Genomic DNA, 18,332 nt, shown 5'->3' on the forward strand with positions numbered 1-18,332 from the left:
GGCTTTCCGGGCGACGAGCAGCACGGGTCGAACGTCGCAGCAACCGGACGGCAAGCGTCTCGAACATGGCCGTCGCGACGGACGTCACGCCGGTGGCGACAAGGAGCACCCCGGCGAACAGCGTCCGGAACTCCGGTGTGAGACTCGTGCCCACTGTCATCGCCCCCTTCGGGTCGGCCTCGTTTCCCCCCACCCAACGCCGAAAGCCGACAGGGCACATGAGCCGAGCGGATCGACCTCGGGGACTGAAGGGCCCTTGCGCCCGCGCGGCCCATGCGCGTCGGGCCGCGCATCTCGTACGCCTCGTCGACTGGTTCGACGGCGTCTTCGCGGGTCGACCGGATGCCCTGCGACCGCACCGGTCTTCCCTAAGGGCTGTCCCGTGATCCCCGGCGGGCGCACGACGACAGCCACGGCACCTCGCCGCGTTGTCGGATCGCCCGAATACACCCAGTACGAGGACGACCCTCCGCCTTGCGATGCACCGCATCCGACGCCGCGCGCCGATCCACCGGGGATCACGGGACAGCCCTTAAGAAGCCTCCGGCACCGCCGCTCCCCTGTCGGGTGGCCGTAAGAAACTCGTAAGACGGCGCGGCGTGGACCGGCGTCGCCCTCATGACGGTGGCCGCCGTCTACGGACCGGGCCCCGCAGGGCCAGAACGAGCGCCGTCACCGTGGCCACCGCCGCCAACGCGATCAGCAGGTTGCGCGGGTAATCCAGCGGCAGCACCGAGGAGTTGGCCGTTCGTCCCGGCCGGAGCAGCACCGGCAGGGCCACCACCGTCAATGCGCCCGCGACCACCAGCGCCCCGCGAACAAGCCCCCGCACGCCACCGCGTACCAACACCAGCCCGGCCAGCAGCACCAGCGGCGCGATCACGGCGTCGTGCAGGGCGACCGCCCCGCCCAGCCAGACAAGTGCGTCCGTCAGATCCCGGACGTCGAGCAACAGAGACACGCCTTCGCCCATGAGCGCAACACCTGCCGCACCCGCGAGGTACCGGGTCACCTTCACGACAGCACCTCCAGTCGGCCCACCCACTTGGTCTGCAAAACGCCGGGCCGGTTCGGGGCGATGAGCCGCGCCGGATAGCCGTGGTCCGGATCGAGTTCCTCACCGTTCAGGCGGAGCGCGAGCAGGGTGAGCGGGTCACGGGCGTGCTCATGACCCATCTCCGACACCCGGTAGCCGCCGCGCAGCTGCAACGACACCACCCGCACCCGTGCGTGCGGCGGCGCACCGGTCCGTTCCAGTAGATCCACGACCCGTACGCCCGTCCAGCGCGCCGACGCGCTCCAACCCTCCACGCAGGCGATCGGCAGCTCCACCTCGTGCTGGGGCAGAGCGCGCAGTTCGTCCAAGGTCAGCGTGTACGGTCTCGGGCCGGCCACCGCCAACCGGTACTCCTCGTCCGCGATCCGGCCGACCCCGGCCGCGGCGGCGGTCCGGTTCACCGGCAGGGACTGCGGGCCCCGATCCGGATGGCGGGGCGCGAACAGGATGAAGTCCTTCAGCGGGGTAAAAGACTGACCCACAGTGGTCAGGGTGACGGCCCCGACGGCCGCGCCCACCGCGGCCAGCAGCGACCGCCGGTCGGATGCGTCCTGCACGGGCAGAGTGAGAGTCCCGGGCGACCGCGTGCGCCAATGCGCCCGGATCTCAGGCGCCTTGACCGCGATGTGCAGCACCAGCGCGCCGGTCACCAGCCACGCGACCGCATAGTGCACCGGTACGAACGAGAAGGGCCACGGGTACCACTGCACCGTGTTCAACAGCCCGGTCGCCAGCTCGAAGACGGCCCCCGCGACCAGGAGCGCGACCGACAGCCGTTCCACCGCGTGCCGGACCGACCGCAGCGGCGGCCACTCGAACAACCGCGGATACACCGTCCACAGCTTCGCGAGCAGCAGTGGGATCGCGGCGGTTCCCGAGGCAACGTGCAGGCCCTGGGTGAGTCGGTAACCCCACGACGGGCGGCTCGGGATGTAGTCGATCAGCGAGCCCGGCGGATGCTGCATGAAGTGGCTGATCAGCCCGGTCACGAAGCACACGGTGAACGCCGGCCCCAACCAGCGGCCGATGGAGGTCGCGGTGCGGGCGTCATGGAGTCTTCCCTTGAACACCGGCGGAGCGAGCGGAGGGAAACGCAGTTTCATGCCACCCATCCCACCCGGCGGCCGCCCGATCCGGAACGTCTGCACGCCTTACGGAACTGAGACGCCTCCCAGGGGACCTGCCTCGGCCTCCGGGGGTGACCCCGTTACCGCTCAGGCTGTTCGCGACCGGGTCGGACGGTCCGCCGAGCCCGCACAACCGGATCGTCCAGCCTCCCGTGGCCGGTCCGATCGTCTCACTCGTTCGGTGGCCGTAGGCGTGTGTCCGCGTTCGGTTCGAGGGCCGCTTCGGCGGCGCGGATGGCAAGGGCCGCATTGATGAGGCCGATGCGGCTAAAGGCTTGGGGGAAGCTCCCGAGGGCTTCGCCGGTGCGGGTGTCCACCTCTTCGGGGAGGAGGCCGACATCGCCGGCGTGGCTGAGCGCGTCTTCGAAGACCTGGCCCTGACGCTGCGCGGGCACGAAGCGCTCGGGATCGACGTGTGCCCCTCGGCCGTGGTCGCCACGGTCTGCCGGGGCGGTGCCGCACGCAGCGGCTCGGTGTTCGATCCGCTGCCGGAGGAAGGCGGGTGGGACACGGCGCTGCTCATCGACGGGAACATCGGCATCGGCGGTGACCCTCGCCAGCTGCTACGACGCATCCGGGATCTCGTACGTGACCGAAGGCTGCTGATCGTGGAAACCTCCCTGGCCGACGTGGACGAACGCCGCCGCGTCCGTATCCACATCCACGTGGGGCAGCAGGCCGCGAGCCCTGTCTTTTCCTGGGCCATCGTCGGCGCCCACGCCTTGATCCGACATGCCGGGTTGGGCGGCAGCAGAGCAGTGGGTCATCACTTCGGCGCAGCGTCACTTCGTCGCCCTGCGCGCTCGCGCCTGAGCCCGGACCTCCTTGCGTTCCGGCCTCAGGCGCAGCCAGGTCCGCACGATCAAGACGAGGGCCGAGGCGAAGAACAGGGCGGCGGTGATGAGGAGCCAGCGGGCCAGGAACCCGTCCGCGGACAGACTGGTGTCGGCGGTGTACTGGCCGCCCTGGCGCAGGATCAGTGGCCACCACACCAGGAACAGGACTCCCGCGACGAACGTCGGCACGCGCAGGTAGTTGACGCTCGGCCGGTTCGTGCCTCTGCCCGGCCCCCGGCTTCCGCGGCACAGCCACTGGGCGCCACGGTCGGTCACCGAGTAGAGGGGCAGCAGGACCAGGTCGTGGAGGAGCGCGGCCCCGACGAACCAGATCACCACGCCCAGGGTGTCGCCCTTCAGCAGCCTGATCCCCGCGTAGACGGCCAGGGCGAAGGAGGCGAGGACGAGCAGGAGGTGGAGCGGTGAGGCGCCGTAGCGGCCGCGGAAACCCGCGGCGGGGCCGCGCGTGGAGTGGTTCATGCCGGCTCTCCGAAGGTGAGGCGGTGAACCCACTTGGTGTTGTGCACTCCTGGGGCGGCGGGGAGGATCACCCGGGCCGGATGGCCGTGGTCCGGGGACAGCTCCGCTCCGTTGACCCTCATCGCGAGCAGCGAACGGTGGTCACGGGCCTGGTTGGCGGCCAGGACCACCGAGGAGAACGCTCCGCCGCGCTGGACCGATTCCACCCGTACCGGTGGAGTGTCGGTGCCGAGCCCGACGAGGGCGGCGAGGTCCGTGAGGCGGATGCCGCTCCACTGCTGGTTGGGGGTGGACCAGCCCTCGACGCAGGCGATCGGCAGCGCCGACTCGCTCTGGGGCATCGCGAGGAGCATCTCGCGGGTGAGAACGACCTGCCGTCCCCCGCCGCGGACCGTCAGCCGCCAGGCGGGGCCGATGTCGCTCGGGCGGATGCCGACCGACGCGGCGGTCTTGTTGATCTGGAAGCCGTTCGGCCCCGAACCGGGTTCGCGGCCGTGCGGGGCGAGCAGAGCCGTCCTGCGCCACCAGCCGCCGATGCTCTGCCCGGCCGTCACCGCGAACAGCGCGAGCGACCCCGCTCCGACCATGGCGACGGCTCCCCGACGGGAGATCGTCGCGGATGCCGGAGACGGTGACACGAGCCCTGCCGCTTCGTCCGAGTCGGGTTCCGGCTGGACGTCACGGCCGGCCCGCACGGCGCGCACCGCACGCGGAAACCGGAAGGCGGCGTGGACGATGAAGGCGCCGATGAACACCCAGGCGCCATAGAAGTGGAGAGGGTAGAAGGAGCCGGGGAAGACGTAGTTCAGCTGGATGTTCAGGATCCCGGTGGCGAAGGTGAATCCGGCACCACCCACCAGCAGGAGCAGCGACAGCCGTTCGAGAGCCTGACCGGCCGAACGGACCGGCGGCCATTCGAACAGCTTGGGGATGACCGACCACAGCTTAGCGAGGAGCACCGGTACGAGCACCACACCGAGGACGGTGTGGATGCCCTGTGTCAGCCGGTAGAGCCAGTACGGCGATGTCGGCCAGGTGAACAGGTAGAAGCCCAGCCACCCCTTGTCGGGCGTCGCGTCGTTGCGCGGCGCGAGGTCCGGGTTGTAGGCCGCGTAGGACAACAGGCCGGTCACGAACACCAGGGTGACGCCGACCAGCAGGGTCAGCCCGAACACCCCGGTCAGCCAGGGGCCCCGCAACGGACTGCGCCAGAACCCCGGACGAGTCGGCCCCGGTGGCGTACCCCCGGACCGGGCCCGGTCTACGGCCGTACGCAGCCGGTCGCGCGGAGTCATACGCCGTGGGGGCGGCGGGGCAGCGGCCGGGGGCCGCGGGGATTCACTGTCCGGCCGGTCCGGCCTGCCGCCGCTCTCCGCCACCCGGAACACCTCCACGCGAATACCTTCGAACAGACACAGGTGCTGATGAGAACATCCCTCACCCAGCACCCGGCCCGCTCCGCGACACGCCAGATCCGGCAGTCGGCACCTCCCCACGAATCTGCACGCAACCGCCGGGAGACGCCCCTCGGGCGAGCTGACCGGAGGAGATGGACACGGGCACCCCGACCCCCTGTTTGTTCCTCCTTCAGACCCTCGCGCTCGACGCCGGCCCTCGGCCGTGGTGGGCGATCACGTGGCCGGCTCCCAGCACGACGCTTGTGGGCCTTGTCCGCGCTCCGCACCTGGACTCTCCTGGACCCGCTGGACACCGCTCCGTCACGGCGTTGACCGCAGGCATTTGCCCTATACGCGACGAGAGCGCCATGTTTGTTCTTTTTGGCCTCATCATCCTCGTTGCCGCAGTGGTCATGGGCGCGGCCGGTCTGCTCGGCAACCCCGGCAGCGGGCATGCACTCGCGCCCAACGGCTTCACCGTGTTCGGCCACCACGTCACTGGTTCCACGGGAACGCTCTTCCTGTCCGGCATCGTCGTCGGGGCCGCCGCCATGATCGGGCTGAGCCTGATGTTGACCGGATACCGCCGCACCGCACGTCGCGGACTCGATGAGTCCCCACGCAGGACGGCGGCCGTCATCAAGGACCGCGAGGACCTGATCGTCCAGCGAGAGACAGACGGCGCCCGGAGCGACCAGCCCGACAGCTACGCCGGCCAGGGCGACGGGCACACTACCGATGGCACCCGTCCGGTCCACCGACAACACATCCGCTTCCGGACCACACCGCCGCGGAGTGACAGGGGTACATGTCAGGGGCGACAGGGAGCCAGTGACCGGTCAGGGCTTGCCCGGCGAGTCCGTCCTGACGCGTGCGATGTGGTCGAGCATCGCGTCGAGGGCTACCTCCAGCGGCCGGACCTCACGCTGGATCTGCGTCAGCAGAAGCCCTCCCTGCAGGGCCGCGAGGGTGGCGAGGGCGAGGTCGTCGGGGTCGGCGTCGAGTTCTCCGCGTGCGTGCATGGCGGTCAGGCCTTCACGGATCGCGGACTCCCAGCGCAGGAAGCCCGAGGCGACGGCCAGCCGGGCTTCCGGGTTGTTCTCGGCGACCTCGCTGCCCAGCGTGCCGATCGGGCATCCGCCACGGCACTGCAGACGACGCTGGTAGTCCACCAGGGAGTCACGCCATCCGCGTAGGCCGGCCATGGTGTCCAGGCGGGGGAAGTACGGCTCCTGCAGTTCCAGAACCGCCGCTGTCTGGAACTCGATGACGGCCAGGAGCAGCGCCTGTTTGTCCGCGAAGTAGTGGTAGATCTGCGAGCCGCTCACGCCGGCCGCGGCTCGTACGTCCTCCAGCGTCGCCTCGGTGAGGCCGCGCTCGTACATCAGCCGGGCGGCGGCGGCGACGATCCGTTCGCGGGTCGCCCGGCCTTTGGGGGTCAGGGGCCTCGCGGGGGCGCTCTGCCGGTTGTGTGCCGTCCGATTCTGAGTCGTCATGGCTCCACCATAGAAGATTCTGGAGTGGACAACCCATTTTTCGGTGAGCAATCTGGGACGCACAACCCACTCCGGTCCTCTTCCGGACCGGAATTCTGGAAGGTGCAGCACATGGAACTCACCGGCAAAGTCGCCTTGATCACCGGCTCCACCGGGGGTATCGGCAGCGAGGCCGCGCGCCTGATCGCGGCCTCGGGGGCCCACGTGGTCGTCTCCGGCCGCAATCCGGAGCGCGGCGAGGCTACCGTAAGGACGATCACCGAAACCGGAGGCAGCGCACGGTTCGTCCCGGCCGACCTCACGGACCTCGACTCGCTGCGGCGGCTCGCCGGGGAAGCCGGCGATGTCGACATCCTGGTCAACAACGCCGCGCTGTTTCCCGGTGGGCCGACCACGTCGCAGGACGTGGAGACCTTCGACGCCGCCATGGCCGCCAACATCCGGGCCCCCTACTTCCTGACCGCCGCGCTGGCACCGGGCATGGTGGCCCGGGGATCCGGCAGCATCATCAACGTGAGCACAATGGCCGCGCGCATCGGGATGGCCGGGCTGTCCGTCTACTCCGCGACCAAGGCCGCGCTGGAGTCCCTCACGCGCACCTGGGCGGCCGAGTTCAGCCCGGCCGGAGTCCGCGTCAACACGGTGGCCCCCGGCCCCACCCGCACCGACATGGTGATGGACACCATGGGAGAGGAAGGAGCTCAGCAGATCGCCAAGACGACCCCGCTCGGCCGCCTGGCGACCCCGCGGGAGATCGCCGAGGTCATCCACTTCCTCGCCACCGATCGCGCCGCCTACCTCACCGGCGCGACGATCGCGGCGGACGCCGGCCGCACGGCGGTCTAGACACCAACGCCGGAGCACGCGAAACGGCAGCCCGGACCACACTTCGCCGGCTGCGCGGCTTCGTGGGCGGGGTGCCCACCGCCGTGCGCCGTCCGCGTCCCGGACGTGGACGGCGCACGGCCGCACAACGTGCACCTCGACGTCACCGACGCGGCGCGGAACCAACCACCATGTGGGCGTCCGGACACCGCTTCCGAGACCAGGGCAATGACCCGGGCCGGGACGGATGGTGGTGCACCAGTTCCTCACGCAAGGACGCAAGGCACCCAGATGCCGCACGCCCCTTGCCGCTTGCGGGTACACACGCTCACCACGCTGCGGACGTCACGGCTTCACCACGAGTCTGCCGTCCGAGTGAGGTCCAAGGAGCCCGCATCAGGCCAGAGCGAAGTAGCGCAGCCACACGTAGCTCCTGCGGGGCATCCCGATGTCGACGCGGACCACGGGTGCCCTACAGCGGGAGCGTCTGGTCGAAGCCGGGCTGCGGGTGCGGGATCCGCCCCGCCTGCGGGACGTCGACACGGCCGCCGATGCGACGGCCGTCGCCGCCGCGGCCCCCGACGGGCACTTCGCGGCGCGACTGAGACGGCTCCGGACGACGGCCGGGCAGGGCGCCGCTCGGGATGCCGGACGGACCGCTCGTCCCTCCGGAGGAAACGCCCCTGGTCCGGTCCCCGCCCCAGGCCTTCAGCGCTGACGCCGGGGTGGTCTCCGGGCTCGGTGCCGAGGCGGAACGAGGGCGCGGATCAAACCCCGGGCGGACGACCGGAGAGAACGCCGCGCAAGTCACCCGACGGGGGACCGGACCGTGAGCGCACGAGGGACGCCGACGGACATGGCCGGTGCACGAGACCCCTGGTCCGACGCGGGAATCAGGGCTGGAACCAGGACAGGGGCCGCGGCCGGGAGTCCCACCGGGCGGGCCGTGCGTTCCTGGTCGGCCGCCCCGTACGCCGATGCGCTGGGCACCGGTCGGGGGCCGTTGTTCCTGCGGCGTTCGGACGACTGGCTTCTCCCCCTGGAAGTGGAGCGCTGGTGCGCGCGGGCCGACGCCGTGGACCTCCATGTGCTGGCGTGCTGCGAGGGTGCCCCGTCCTCGACGTGGGGTGCGGGCCGGGGCGGCTGGTCGCGGAAGTCACCACGCGCGGGCAGTCCGCGCTCGGCATCGACGTCAGCGAGGCCGCCGTCGCCCGTACCGCGCGACTCGGCGCTCAGGTACTGCACCGGTCGGTCTTCGAGCCGCTCCCCGGCGAGGGCCGCTGGGGCACCGTGCTGCTCGGTCGACGGCAACATCGGCATCGGGGGCGATCCCAGCGCACTCCTCCACCGGGCTTCGCAACTCCTCGCCCCAGGAGTCCTGTTGATCGCAAAGACCGTGCCGGGCACGGATGTCGACGAACGCGTCGACGTCCGCATTGTCCGTAGCGCGCACGCCGACGACGGCGTGAGCGGCACCGACGCACGCGGTAGAGCCGAGGGCGACTCGGGCCTCCGGGGCGCTCCGTCCACTGACCGGGCCGCCTTTCCGTGGGCCCGGCTCGGCACTCCGGCCCTGCTGCGACACGCGGCGCGCGCGGGCCGGCTCGCGGACACCCAGTGGGAGGCCGGTGGCCGCTCTTTCGTATCCCTGCGAAACGGGCCTGCGCGAGACGGGCGCAGGGTCGTTCACCGCCGCGGGATTCGGGAAGTACGCGGGGGACACAGCAGACCGGTCACGGCCATCACCGTGACACCGACGAGCAGCACCACCCCGAGGACGGAGTGAACCAGGGGCCGCGCAGCGTGCTGTGCCGGGACCCGGGCGGGAAGAGAGACCGTGGAAAGCCCCGCCGCAGGCCACAGTCCACCCGGACCGGATCTCGAACCATGACGAAAATCTGACGTCCGATCCGGTGCCGGCGCTTTCGGAAGCTGCTCGGCCTAGCGTGCGAGGGTGAACCGCGACCGTCCCCGCGAAAATCTCCGCGACCGCTCCGACGGCCCTCCCCCGGCTCCGTCGGAGGCTCCCTCCACAGTTCCGCCCCGGGCACCTTCCCGGGGCCTGTCACGGGTGCGTTCCCTGGTCCGCGCCGAGGCCCGTTCCCACGGCATCTCCCGATCCCTGCTGAGCGACCGGCCCCGGGACGTCCACCGCGACCTGGCCGCAGCCTTGGCCGCCGCACTGCTCGTCCTGACGGCGGCAGTCGCCGGATACGTCATCGAGCACCGATACGGCACGCTGATCGTCAGCGCGGCACCGCTGTACGGGCACTGGGGACCGCACGTCGGACCCGGAACCGCGGCCGCCGTCGCCATGGCCGTCGCCGTCGTCACGTACGGGCCGCCACTCGCCGCCCGCCTCCCCTGGCGGTGGCTGCTGCCCTCCGCCTGGGGCACGTCGACGGCCTGGACGTTCTCCCTCGCGCTGATCGACGGCTGGGACCGGGGCGTGGCACGGCGTCTCACCACGCGCTACGAATACCTCCAGGTCATCTCCCCGGTGAACCGTTTCCACGACATCCCCGCCGCCCTGCGGGATTTCACCCACCACATCCTGATCCACTCCCCCGCCCACTGGCCCGCGCACATCGCGGGGCACCCGCCGGCCGCCACCCTCACGTTCGTGTTTCTCGACCGGATCGGTCTGGGTGGCGGGGCCTGGGCGGGTGTCTGGTGCGTCACCGTCGGTGCGACGGCCGGCGTGGCGGTGCTGGTCACCGTGCGCACGCTGGCGGGCGAGACGCTGGCCCGGCGCGCAGCACCCTTCCTCGTACTCGCCCCGGCGGCGGTATGGATGGGCACCTCCGCGGACGGATACTTCGCGGCGGTCGCCGCCTGGGCACTCGCCCTGCTCGCCCTCGCGGTCACCGGGCACCGAGCCCGCACGACCGGCTTCGCCTCGGGGCTCCTGTTCGGCCTCACCGGGTATCTCTCGTACGGGCTGACGCTGATCGCCGTGATCGCCTGCGCGGTGGTATTGCTCGGCGCCCGCTCCTCCCGGCTGCGCCCGCTCCCGTACGTCCTGGCTGGACTCACCGTCGTACCAATGGTGTTCAGTCTTCTCGGCTTCAACTGGTGGGAGGCATACCGTCTGCTGGTCATCCGCTACTACGAAGGCGCTGGTGGCATCCGGCCGTACGGCTACTGGGTGTGGGCGAATCCCGCGGCCACGGTGCTGATCGTAGGGCCGGCCACGGTGGCCGGCCTGCGACGCGTGGGAGCGGCTGTCGGGCGCCTGGCGTTGACCGCGTCCCGGAGGTCCGGGACGCCTGGAGGCGGGATCCCCGCCTCGGCACCGGCTCCCCTCGGCGCAGGTACGGATACCAGCACGACTCCCCTTCACCGCGCCGACACTCGTCTGCCTGCCCCGGCACCCACATCCCGATCCGGCACAGCCGCCGACACTGACGCCGGCATGCCCCTCCGCCTCGCCGTCCTCGTCGTCGCCGCGCTGCTCGCACTGCTCGTCGCCGACCTGTCCGGCATGAGCAAGGCGGAGACTGAACGCATCTGGCTGCCGTTCGCAGCGTGGACGCTCGCGGCGACCGCCCTCCTCCCTCACCCGCGGATCTGGCTCATCACCCAGGCGACACTGGCCCTCCTCCTCAACCACCTTCTGCTGACGGGCTGGTAACCACCGGCTAGGCTGCAGGCGGTGAGTGGTGAAAGCGTGGCTCGTCGCGGCCTTATCCCGGAATGTCGCCTTGAGTTGCCCCTGGCCGTTCGTCGAAACGGTCGCCGACCGGGCCCGCACCCGGTACGGAAGCCCCGTCATCTACCCCGCGGCCCTCACAACCGGCGCACACGACAGGCGGCACACACAGACACCGGCCGTGAGGGGCCAGATGGTCGGGCGAGCGGAAGGTGCCCCAGCGGCCGGCCCTCATCGGTCTGAGCTCGGACCAGAGCAGCGATCTCGGAGTCGCTGGTGAAGTCAGGTCCCCTCCACGACTTCGGCACGGGCACCGGTGCGAGGAGCACCTCGGTTCCGTAGGTGCGGGCGGTGTCGAACAGGGTCTGCAGAACGCCGAGTCCGGCCAGGTTGAGCGTGCCTGTGTGAGCGGACCACGTCCGTGCGGCCTCGTCGTATCCGGCGATCGGGCGGACCTTGTCCAGTTGCTTGTTCCACTGGGCCCTCGCCGCCGGCGCGGACGTGATCGTGATGTGCGGGATCCAGCTCGACCCTTCGGGGATGCGCGGGGGTGTGGTCGTGTCCTGACGGTAGCGGGCACTGCTGACAACGCTCCGGGCTTCTACAGGCCCGCAACCGGAAGCTGCCACCACACGCTCTGCGCTGGTCGGCAACCTCGGTGTATTGGCCTTCCCCGGGTCCCGCCCGCCGACCTGCGCCCGCAGGCAAGGAGAGATACAAGTGAGGAAGGGAGTCGACGCGGCGAACTGCGACGAACGCCGCGCCGCGGCCTCTGCTGTTGCCTTCTGGCGAAGCGAGAGTCAGGGGGCGGGATGGGCGATGAATGGACATGGAGAACGCCGGCCCCTGCGGATACGACCCCGGCCCGCTTCCGGATCCGGTCACCTCGGCCACTGCAGTCGTCGACGCGCGGGGCACCGTGACGGGGTGGAGCACTGGCGCGCAGCGATTGCTCGGGTACCCGTACCAGGACGTCGTGGGGCTTCCCGCGACGCGTCTGCTCTGCCAGAACGACGACACCCCATGGGACGGGTCCACGGCTTTCCCGGGGCGCAGCGGAACGACCACGCTGCGGCACCGGGACGGAAGTCGCGTCGACGCGGAGCTTCAGGCCTTCGCATCGCTCGACCACGAGGGCAGAGCACAGTGGCTCATCGTCGTCACACCGTCACAGGGGACGCCTGCTCATGAGCGGCCACAGGCGCGTGAGGGCGAGGCGACGACAGAGGAAGCCTTCACACAGTGCCACCTGCCCGTCATGATCTATGACGCAGAGTTGCGGGCGCTGCGCGCGAGCGCCGGCGCGGCCCGCGAGCTGGGCCTCTCGGAGCAGCAGATACGTGGTCGGCGTGTCACCGACCTGATGCCTCCCCATATCTGCACCACGGTCGAGGAGGGGATGCGCAGGGTTTTCGAGTCGGGGGAGCCGGAGCTGTTCCATGTGCACGGCAAACCGAGACGTGGGGCCCCGGGAAGATTCTGGGCCGTCACCGTGTCCCCCCTCAGAAACGCGGCAGGAGAAGTCCGCCACGTGCAGCTCATCGCCCTCGACGTCACCGAACTGCACCGCGCCCGGGAGCGGCTGGCCCTCCTGAACGACGTCAGCACACAGGTCGGCAGCACCCTCGACGTGACGCGCACGGCTCAGGAGATGGCCGACGTGGCGGTGGGCAGGCTCGCCGACTTCATCAGTATCGACCTGCTGGACTCGCTGTTGCGCGGTGTCGAGCCGAGGCCTTCGTCCGAGGGCTCCGTCGGCCTGCGCCGCGTCGCGCAGCAGTCCGTTCTTACCGACGTGCCCGAATCGGTGATCCAGCCGGGAGATGTGGACTACTACCCGGAATCCTCGCCTCCCGTCCGCTGCCTGCTCACGGGCGATTCCTCGCTGCACCGCACCCTGGACGAAGCGGTCGACGGGTGGCGGACAGCCGACCCCGAGCGCGCGGCCAAGGTTCTTGCCTTCGGAATGCACTCGATCATGGTGGTTGCGCTGCGCGCCCGCGGCATCACGCTCGGCGTTGCCGTGCTCGTCCGGCACCGGCGCCGGGCGCCCTTCGACGAGGACGACCTGCTCCTCGCGGAGGAGATCGCCGCGCGCGCCGCCGTGGCGGTGGACAACGCCCGGCGCTTCACCCGCGAGCGGATCACCGCTCTGGCCCTGCAGGAAAGTCTGCTCCCACAGCGGCTGTCCGCCCAGGAGGCCGTCGAGGTGGCTCATCGCTACCTGCCGGCCCGCTCCCAGGCGGGGCTGGGCGGCGACTGGTTCGACGTGATTCCCTTGTCGGGGGCCCGGGTCGCCCTCGTCGTCGGAGACGTGGTGGGTCATGGTCTACGGGCCTCCGCCACCATGGGGCGGCTGCGGACAGCGGTTCGGACTCTGGCCGACGTCGACCTGCCTCCCGAGGAACTCCTCGTCCACCTCGACGACTTGGTCACTCATCTCAGGGCCGAGGAGGGCAGTGGCACGGGCTGGGAGCTCGAGGTCGTCACCGATCTGATCGCCACCTGCCTCTACCTGGTGTACGACCCGGTCTCGCGTCGTTGCGCCGTCGCCGCGGCGGGGCACCCCCCGCCCGCCGTGGTGACGCCCGACGGTTCGGCGGAGTTCCTCGACCTTCCTGTCGGACCTCCGTTGGGAGTGGGTGGGCTGCCCTTCGAAGCGGTCGAATGGGAAGTGCCCCGAGGCAGCCTCCTCGCTCTGTACACGGACGGCCTCGTCGAAGTCCGCGAACACGACCTCGGCAAAGGCATGGCCCTGCTGCTCCAGCGCCTGCGGCGGCCCGCTCCCTCGTTGGAGGCCACCTGCGACGACTTGATCCGGGCGCTGCTTCCCGCGCAGCCGTCGGACGACGTCGCCCTCCTCCTTGCGCGTACCAAGGCTCTCGACGCGGGCCGGGTCTCCACCTGGGACCTGCCGTCCGACCCTGCCGCCGTGGCAGGCGCACGGGGCGAGGTCTCCAGGCGCCTGGCGGACTGGGGACTGGACGAGCTCGCCTTCACCACCGAGCTGGTGGTGAGCGAGCTGGTCACCAACGCGATCCGCTATGGCCGGCCACCCATCCGACTGCGCATGATCCGCGACTCGGTGCTCATCTGCGAGGTCTCCGACACCAGCAGTACCGCCCCGCACATGCGCCGCGCCCGCACCTTCGACGAAGGCGGACGCGGCCTGTTGCTCGTCGCCCAGTTCGCCGAACGTTGGGGTACACGCCACCTGCCCGGAGGGAAGTCGATCTGGGCAGAGATCGGTATCCCGAACGAGCGGGGGTGACGGTGGCCGACCGCCTGCCCCGCCATCGGCTCTTCCCGGCCAACCCGCCGGAGGCGTTCTCGCTCGGAACCGGGTGCCTGTCCGTCGTGCGCGACCCCTGCTCCGATCGGCAGGACTTCAGTAGGCCGTCAGTCCTTGCTCCCTGAACTGTTCACGGACTCGCTCCGTCAACGCCGGTCCGGGCACCGGGTTGTCACGCAGCGGGAACGGAATCCGGAGAGCCTCGTACTTCGAGGTTCCCAGCTTGTGGAAAGGCAGCACGTCCACTCGGTCCACGTTGCCGAGTCCGGCGACGAAGTGGGCGAGCCCCTCCACTGACTGCCGGTCATCGGTCCAGCCGGGGACGAGAACGTATCGGATCCACACCCGAGCACCCAGGCGGTCCAGGCGAGCGGCGAAGTCCAGTGTGGGGGTGAGTTCTCCGCCGGTCAGCGACCGGTACGTTTCGCTGCTGAAGGACTTGATGTCCAGCAGCACCAGGTCGGTGTCCGCGAGGAGTTCGTCCGTGGCTCGCTCACCGAGGAACCCGGAGGTATCGATAGCCGTGTGCAGGCCCAGTTCCTTGCAGCGACGCAGGACCGCGCCGGTGAAGGCGGGCTGGAGCAGCGGCTCGCCGCCGGTGATGGACACCCCTCCCCCGGCCGTGGTGACGAAGGCCCGGTACTTCTCGATCTCCGCCATCACCTCGTCGACCGTGGCCGCCCGTCCGTCCCTCATGTGCCAGGTGTCGGGGTTGGCGCAGTACAGGCAGCGCAGCGGACAGCCACTGAGAAAGAGGACGAACCGGGTCCCGGGACCGTCCACGCCGGTGGACAAGTCCCAGGAGTGGATCCGGCCCGCTGTCGCGGCCCTCGGCTCGCTCACAGCAATCCGTGGAAGGTACGGCTGATCACATCGAGCTGCTGCTCGGGGGTCAGGCGGACGAAGTTGACCGCGTAGCCGGAGACGCGGATGGTCAACTCCGGATACTGCTCGGGGTGTTCCATCGCGTCCTCCAGCATGGCCCGGTCCAGGACATTGACGTTCATGTGGAAGCCACCGGCGGACATGTAGGCGTCAAGAATGCCGACCAGGTGGCCCACCCGTTCGACAGGAGCGTGTCCCAGGCCCTCAGGGGTGATCGTCGTCGTCAGCGAGATGCCGTCGCGGGCCTGCTCGTACGGAATTTTGGCGACCGACAGCGCTGAGGCGGCCACGCCGTGCCGGTCACGTCCGTTCATCGGGTTGGCGCCGGGGGCGAAGGGCTGCCCGGCCCGACGGCCGTCGGGGGTGTTGCCGGTGTGCTTGCCGTAGACGACGTTGGACGTGATGGTCAGCACGGACTGGGTGTGCTCGGCATCCCGGTAGGCCGGGTGCTTGCGCACCTTCGCCATGAAGGAGTCGACCAGCCCGACCGCGAGGGCGTCCGGACGCTCGTCGTTGTTCCCGTACGCCGGCCAGTCGCCCTCGGTCTCGAAGTCCACCGCGAGCCCGGTCTCGTCCCGGATGACCCTCACCCGCGCGTACTTGACGGCGGACAGGCTGTCGGCGGCGACCGAGAGACCCGCGATGCCACACGCCATGAACCGGTGCACCGGGTGGTCGTGCAATGCCATCTCGATGCGTTCGTAGGCGTACTTGTCGTGCATGTAGTGAATGACGTTCAGCGTGTTGACGTACGTCCCGGCCAGCCACTCCAGCATGCGGTCGTACGCGGTCGACAACTCCTCGTACTCCAGATACTCCCCGGTCAACGCGGGTGCCTCAGGCGCAATTTGCTCGCCGGACACCTCGTCCCGGCCACCGTTGATCGCGTACAGCAGGGCCTTGGCGAGGTTGACCCGTGCCCCGAAGAACTGCATCTGCTTGCCGACCGCCATCGCCGACACACAGCACGCGATCGCGGTGTCGTCGCCGGTGCACGGTCGCATCAGTTCATCGGACTCGTACTGGAGGGCGCTGGTGTCGATCGACACCCTGGCGCAGAACTCCTTGAATCCCGCCGGCAGCCGGGGCGACCAGAGCACGGTCAGGTTGGGCTCGGGCGCCGGACCGAGGTTGTAGAGGGTCTGCAGGAAACGGAAGGTGGTGCGGGTGACCAGCGGGCGGCCGTCCGCGCCGAGACCGCCGAGGGACTCCGTCACCCAGGTCGGATCGCCGGAGAACAGCGCGTCGTACTCCGGGGTGCGCAGGAACCTTACGATCCGCAGTTTGATCACGAAGTCGTCGATGAGCTCCTGGGCGCGGGTCTCGTCGACCCTGTTCTCGTCCAGGTCCCGCTGAAGGTAGACATCCAGGAAGGTGGAGGTGCGGCCCAGCGACATGGCGGCGCCGTTCTGCTCCTTCACGGCGCCAAGGTAACCGAGGTAGAGCCACTGAACCGCCTCGTGGGCAGTGGTCGCCGGGCGGGAGACGTCGCAGCCGTACGTGGCTGCCATCCGCGTCAGTTCGTCCAACGCCCTGATCTGCTCGGCGAGTTCCTCGCGGTCGCGGATGATGTGCTCGGTCGACGGCTCGGCGTCCAGCCGGGCTCGTTCGGCGCGTTTGGCAGCGGTCAGCCGGGCCGTGCCGTACAGCGCCACACGCCGGTAGTCGCCGACGATCCGGCCGCGGCCGTAGGCGTCGGGCAGTCCGGTGATGATCCCGGCCTTGCGGGCAGCGCGCATCACGGGGGTGTAGGCGTCGAACACACCGTCGTTGTGGGTCTTGCGGTAGGTGCCGAAGACACGGGTGACGAAGGGGTCGGGCTCGTAGCCGTATGCCTTCAGGCTGTTCTCGACCATCCGCAGACCGCCGTTGGGCATGATCGCGCGCTTCAGGGGGGCGTCGGTCTGCAGTCCGACGATCAGCTCCCGCTCACGGTCGATGTATCCGGGCGCGTGCGAGGTGATCGTCGAAGGGGTCGCGGTGTCGACGTCCAGGATTCCCCTGCGCCGCTCGTCCGGGAAAAGGGCGCTGACCGTACCCCACACGGCACGGGTGCGGTCGGTCGGGCCGACCAGGAAGGTCGCGTCGCCTTCGTACGGCGTGTAGTTGGCCTGGATGAAGTCACGGACGTCGATACGCTCACGCCATCGCGTGCCGGAGAAGCCGCGCCATGCTTCGAGTGCCCGCGTCCCGGCCGTCACTGTCGCTGTCATCGCCGGTGGTCTCCTCTGCTCCGCACTGGGATGTCTCCCTTTCGATACTCGGGCGGCGCGAACACCGCCGGGAGGGCCGTGAAGTGCCTGTGTCTGCGCCGTTCGGCCTCAGGCAGGGGCCGTTCGGCCCCGAGGTCGCACGCGCTTACGCGACGGGCAGGTCCGGTCGGACGAGGGTGCCCGACCTGCCGTGGACGATCTCGTACGCCGCGTCCAGGGCGCCGATCGCGGCCAGCCCCCTTGTGCGCTCGACGAAGCGCGCGGCTGCCTCCGCCTTGGGCCCCATGGATCCGTCGGTGAAGCCGCCCCGGCGCAGCTCGGCGGGCGTGGCGCCGAGGAGCGGCCGCTGCCCGGGGGTGCGGTACCCGGTGTAGACGCAGGGCACGTCGGTGAGGACGAGCAGGAAGTCGGCCTCCAGGTCCTCGGCGAGCAGCGCCGCGGTGAGGTCCTTGTCGACGACGGCCTCCACGCCGGTCAGCGCGCCGGTGTCGCGGTCGGCGGTGACGGGGACGCCTCCGCCGCCGGCGCAGATGACGAGGGTGCCGCTGCCCAGGAGTTCGTGGACGGTCTGGGTCTCGATGATCCGTTCAGGTGCCGGTGAGGGGACGACACGGCGCCAGCCGGTGGTGTCGGCGGCGACGTGCCAGCCACGTCTACGGGCGAGCGACGTCGCGATGTCGTAGGGGTACACCTGGCCGACGAACTTCGTGGGGTGCTCGAAGGCCGGGTCGTCGGTCCGGACCAGGGTGTGGGTGACCAGGGCGACGATCCGACGACCGGGCAGGGCGTCGTGCAGGCTGCGGGCCAGCAGGGAACCGATCATGCCCTGGGTCTGGGCGCCCAGCAGGTCCAGCGGATAGGGGGTGTTCAGGACGGGGTCGGCGGCGCTCTCGACGGCGAGCAGGCCGATCTGTGGCCCGTTGCCGTGCGTGATGACGATCTCGTGCTCGTGGGCGAGGGCGGCGATGGCGGTGGTGACCCGGTCGACGTTGGCTTCCTGAACGGCCGCGTCGGGGCGTTCGCCCCGGTGCAGCAGGGCGTTGCCGCCGAGGGCGATGACGATGCGCATGGC

At 70.2% G+C, this 18,332-nt stretch carries 13 protein-coding genes and 2 pseudogenes; 5 read left to right on the plus strand and 10 right to left on the minus strand.

The window, feature by feature from the left end:
• Positions 1–616: 616 nt before the first annotated feature.
• The 6 genes from OHB41_RS05805 to OHB41_RS05830 form a co-directional block, all read right to left on the minus strand.
• Positions 617–1,018 carry a hypothetical protein gene (locus OHB41_RS05805; RefSeq protein WP_266696864.1) on the minus strand — a complete coding sequence of 134 codons (402 nt, stop codon included), beginning with the start codon at positions 1,016–1,018 and terminating at the stop codon, positions 617–619.
• Entirely contained in the window at positions 1,015–2,169 is a 1,155-nt protein-coding gene (locus OHB41_RS05810) for a molybdopterin-dependent oxidoreductase (RefSeq protein WP_526024892.1), read from the minus strand. Before OHB41_RS05810 ends, OHB41_RS05805 begins: the two co-directional genes overlap by 4 nt.
• 185 nt (positions 2,170–2,354) lie before the next feature.
• The gene (locus tag OHB41_RS05815) at positions 2,355–2,579 is read right to left on the minus strand and encodes a glycoside hydrolase family 15 protein (RefSeq protein ID WP_323138355.1); all 225 of its coding nucleotides are present in this window, start codon (positions 2,577–2,579) and stop codon (positions 2,355–2,357) included.
• A gap of 387 nt (positions 2,580–2,966) precedes the next feature.
• Positions 2,967–3,500 (minus strand): Sec62 family protein translocation protein, encoded by a 534-nt coding sequence (locus OHB41_RS05820; protein WP_266696866.1) that lies wholly within the window; start codon positions 3,498–3,500, stop codon positions 2,967–2,969.
• On the minus strand, positions 3,497–4,795 hold the full coding sequence (locus tag OHB41_RS05825) for a molybdopterin-dependent oxidoreductase (RefSeq protein WP_266696867.1): 1,299 nt from the start codon (positions 4,793–4,795) through the stop codon (positions 3,497–3,499). The genes OHB41_RS05820 and OHB41_RS05825 overlap by 4 nt, the downstream gene beginning before the upstream one ends.
• Before the next feature lie 941 nt (positions 4,796–5,736).
• Entirely contained in the window at positions 5,737–6,393 is a 657-nt protein-coding gene (locus OHB41_RS05830) for a TetR/AcrR family transcriptional regulator (protein ID WP_266696868.1), read from the minus strand.
• 111 nt (positions 6,394–6,504) lie between these two features.
• On the opposite strand from OHB41_RS05830, the gene OHB41_RS05835 reads away from it, so the two are divergent.
• From OHB41_RS05835 to OHB41_RS05850, 4 genes and pseudogenes are all read left to right on the plus strand, one after another.
• Positions 6,505–7,239: an SDR family NAD(P)-dependent oxidoreductase gene (locus tag OHB41_RS05835; RefSeq protein ID WP_266696869.1), complete on the plus strand. Its 735-nt coding sequence runs from the start codon at positions 6,505–6,507 to the stop codon at positions 7,237–7,239.
• Between the two features lie 409 nt (positions 7,240–7,648).
• Positions 7,649–7,936 (plus strand): annotated as a pseudogene (locus OHB41_RS05840) (hypothetical protein); the annotation flags it as partial.
• 138 nt (positions 7,937–8,074) lie between these two features.
• Positions 8,075–9,004 (plus strand): annotated as a pseudogene (locus OHB41_RS05845) (class I SAM-dependent methyltransferase).
• Positions 9,005–9,298: 294 nt separating this feature from the next.
• Positions 9,299–10,852, plus strand: a complete 1,554-nt coding sequence (locus OHB41_RS05850; protein ID WP_526025033.1) for a hypothetical protein — start codon at positions 9,299–9,301, stop codon at positions 10,850–10,852.
• Between the two features lie 155 nt (positions 10,853–11,007).
• On the opposite strand, the gene OHB41_RS05855 is transcribed toward OHB41_RS05850, so the two are convergent.
• Positions 11,008–11,499: a hypothetical protein gene (locus tag OHB41_RS05855; protein ID WP_266696870.1), complete on the minus strand. Its 492-nt coding sequence runs from the start codon at positions 11,497–11,499 to the stop codon at positions 11,008–11,010.
• A 194-nt stretch (positions 11,500–11,693) separates the two neighbouring features.
• Between OHB41_RS05855 and OHB41_RS05860 the strand changes: the two genes are divergently transcribed.
• The gene (locus tag OHB41_RS05860; protein ID WP_266696871.1) at positions 11,694–14,141 is read left to right on the plus strand and encodes a SpoIIE family protein phosphatase; all 2,448 of its coding nucleotides are present in this window, start codon (positions 11,694–11,696) and stop codon (positions 14,139–14,141) included.
• A gap of 117 nt (positions 14,142–14,258) precedes the next feature.
• Here OHB41_RS05860 and pflA read toward each other — a convergent pair whose 3' ends face one another.
• The 3 genes from pflA to OHB41_RS05875 form a co-directional block, all read right to left on the minus strand.
• Entirely contained in the window at positions 14,259–15,005 is a 747-nt protein-coding gene (gene pflA / locus OHB41_RS05865) for a pyruvate formate-lyase-activating protein (RefSeq protein ID WP_526024893.1), read from the minus strand.
• The gene (gene pflB / locus OHB41_RS05870; protein ID WP_266696872.1) at positions 15,002–17,260 is read right to left on the minus strand and encodes a formate C-acetyltransferase; all 2,259 of its coding nucleotides are present in this window, start codon (positions 17,258–17,260) and stop codon (positions 15,002–15,004) included. The genes pflA and pflB overlap by 4 nt, the downstream gene beginning before the upstream one ends.
• A gap of 145 nt (positions 17,261–17,405) precedes the next feature.
• Positions 17,406–18,329 (minus strand): carbamate kinase, encoded by a 924-nt coding sequence (locus OHB41_RS05875; protein WP_266696873.1) that lies wholly within the window; start codon positions 18,327–18,329, stop codon positions 17,406–17,408.
• Positions 18,330–18,332 lie beyond the last annotated feature (3 nt).

This window comes from Streptomyces sp. NBC_01571 (assembly GCF_026339875.1).
In the GTDB taxonomy this organism is placed as follows: domain Bacteria; phylum Actinomycetota; class Actinomycetes; order Streptomycetales; family Streptomycetaceae; genus Streptomyces.

Coding starts and splice junctions, on each gene's coding strand:
- OHB41_RS05875 (WP_266696873.1), bottom strand. CDS start 18,329: ATGCGCATCGTCATCGCCCTCGGCGGCAACGCCCTGCTGCACCGGGGC.
- OHB41_RS05860 (WP_266696871.1), top strand. CDS start 11,694: ATGGACATGGAGAACGCCGGCCCCTGCGGATACGACCCCGGCCCGCTT.
- OHB41_RS05820 (WP_266696866.1), bottom strand. CDS start 3,500: ATGAACCACTCCACGCGCGGCCCCGCCGCGGGTTTCCGCGGCCGCTAC.
- OHB41_RS05825 (WP_266696867.1), bottom strand. CDS start 4,795: ATGACTCCGCGCGACCGGCTGCGTACGGCCGTAGACCGGGCCCGGTCC.
- pflB (WP_266696872.1), bottom strand. CDS start 17,260: ATGACAGCGACAGTGACGGCCGGGACGCGGGCACTCGAAGCATGGCGC.
- OHB41_RS05835 (WP_266696869.1), top strand. CDS start 6,505: ATGGAACTCACCGGCAAAGTCGCCTTGATCACCGGCTCCACCGGGGGT.
- OHB41_RS05830 (WP_266696868.1), bottom strand. CDS start 6,393: ATGACGACTCAGAATCGGACGGCACACAACCGGCAGAGCGCCCCCGCG.
- OHB41_RS05810 (WP_526024892.1), bottom strand. CDS start 2,169: ATGGGTGGCATGAAACTGCGTTTCCCTCCGCTCGCTCCGCCGGTGTTC.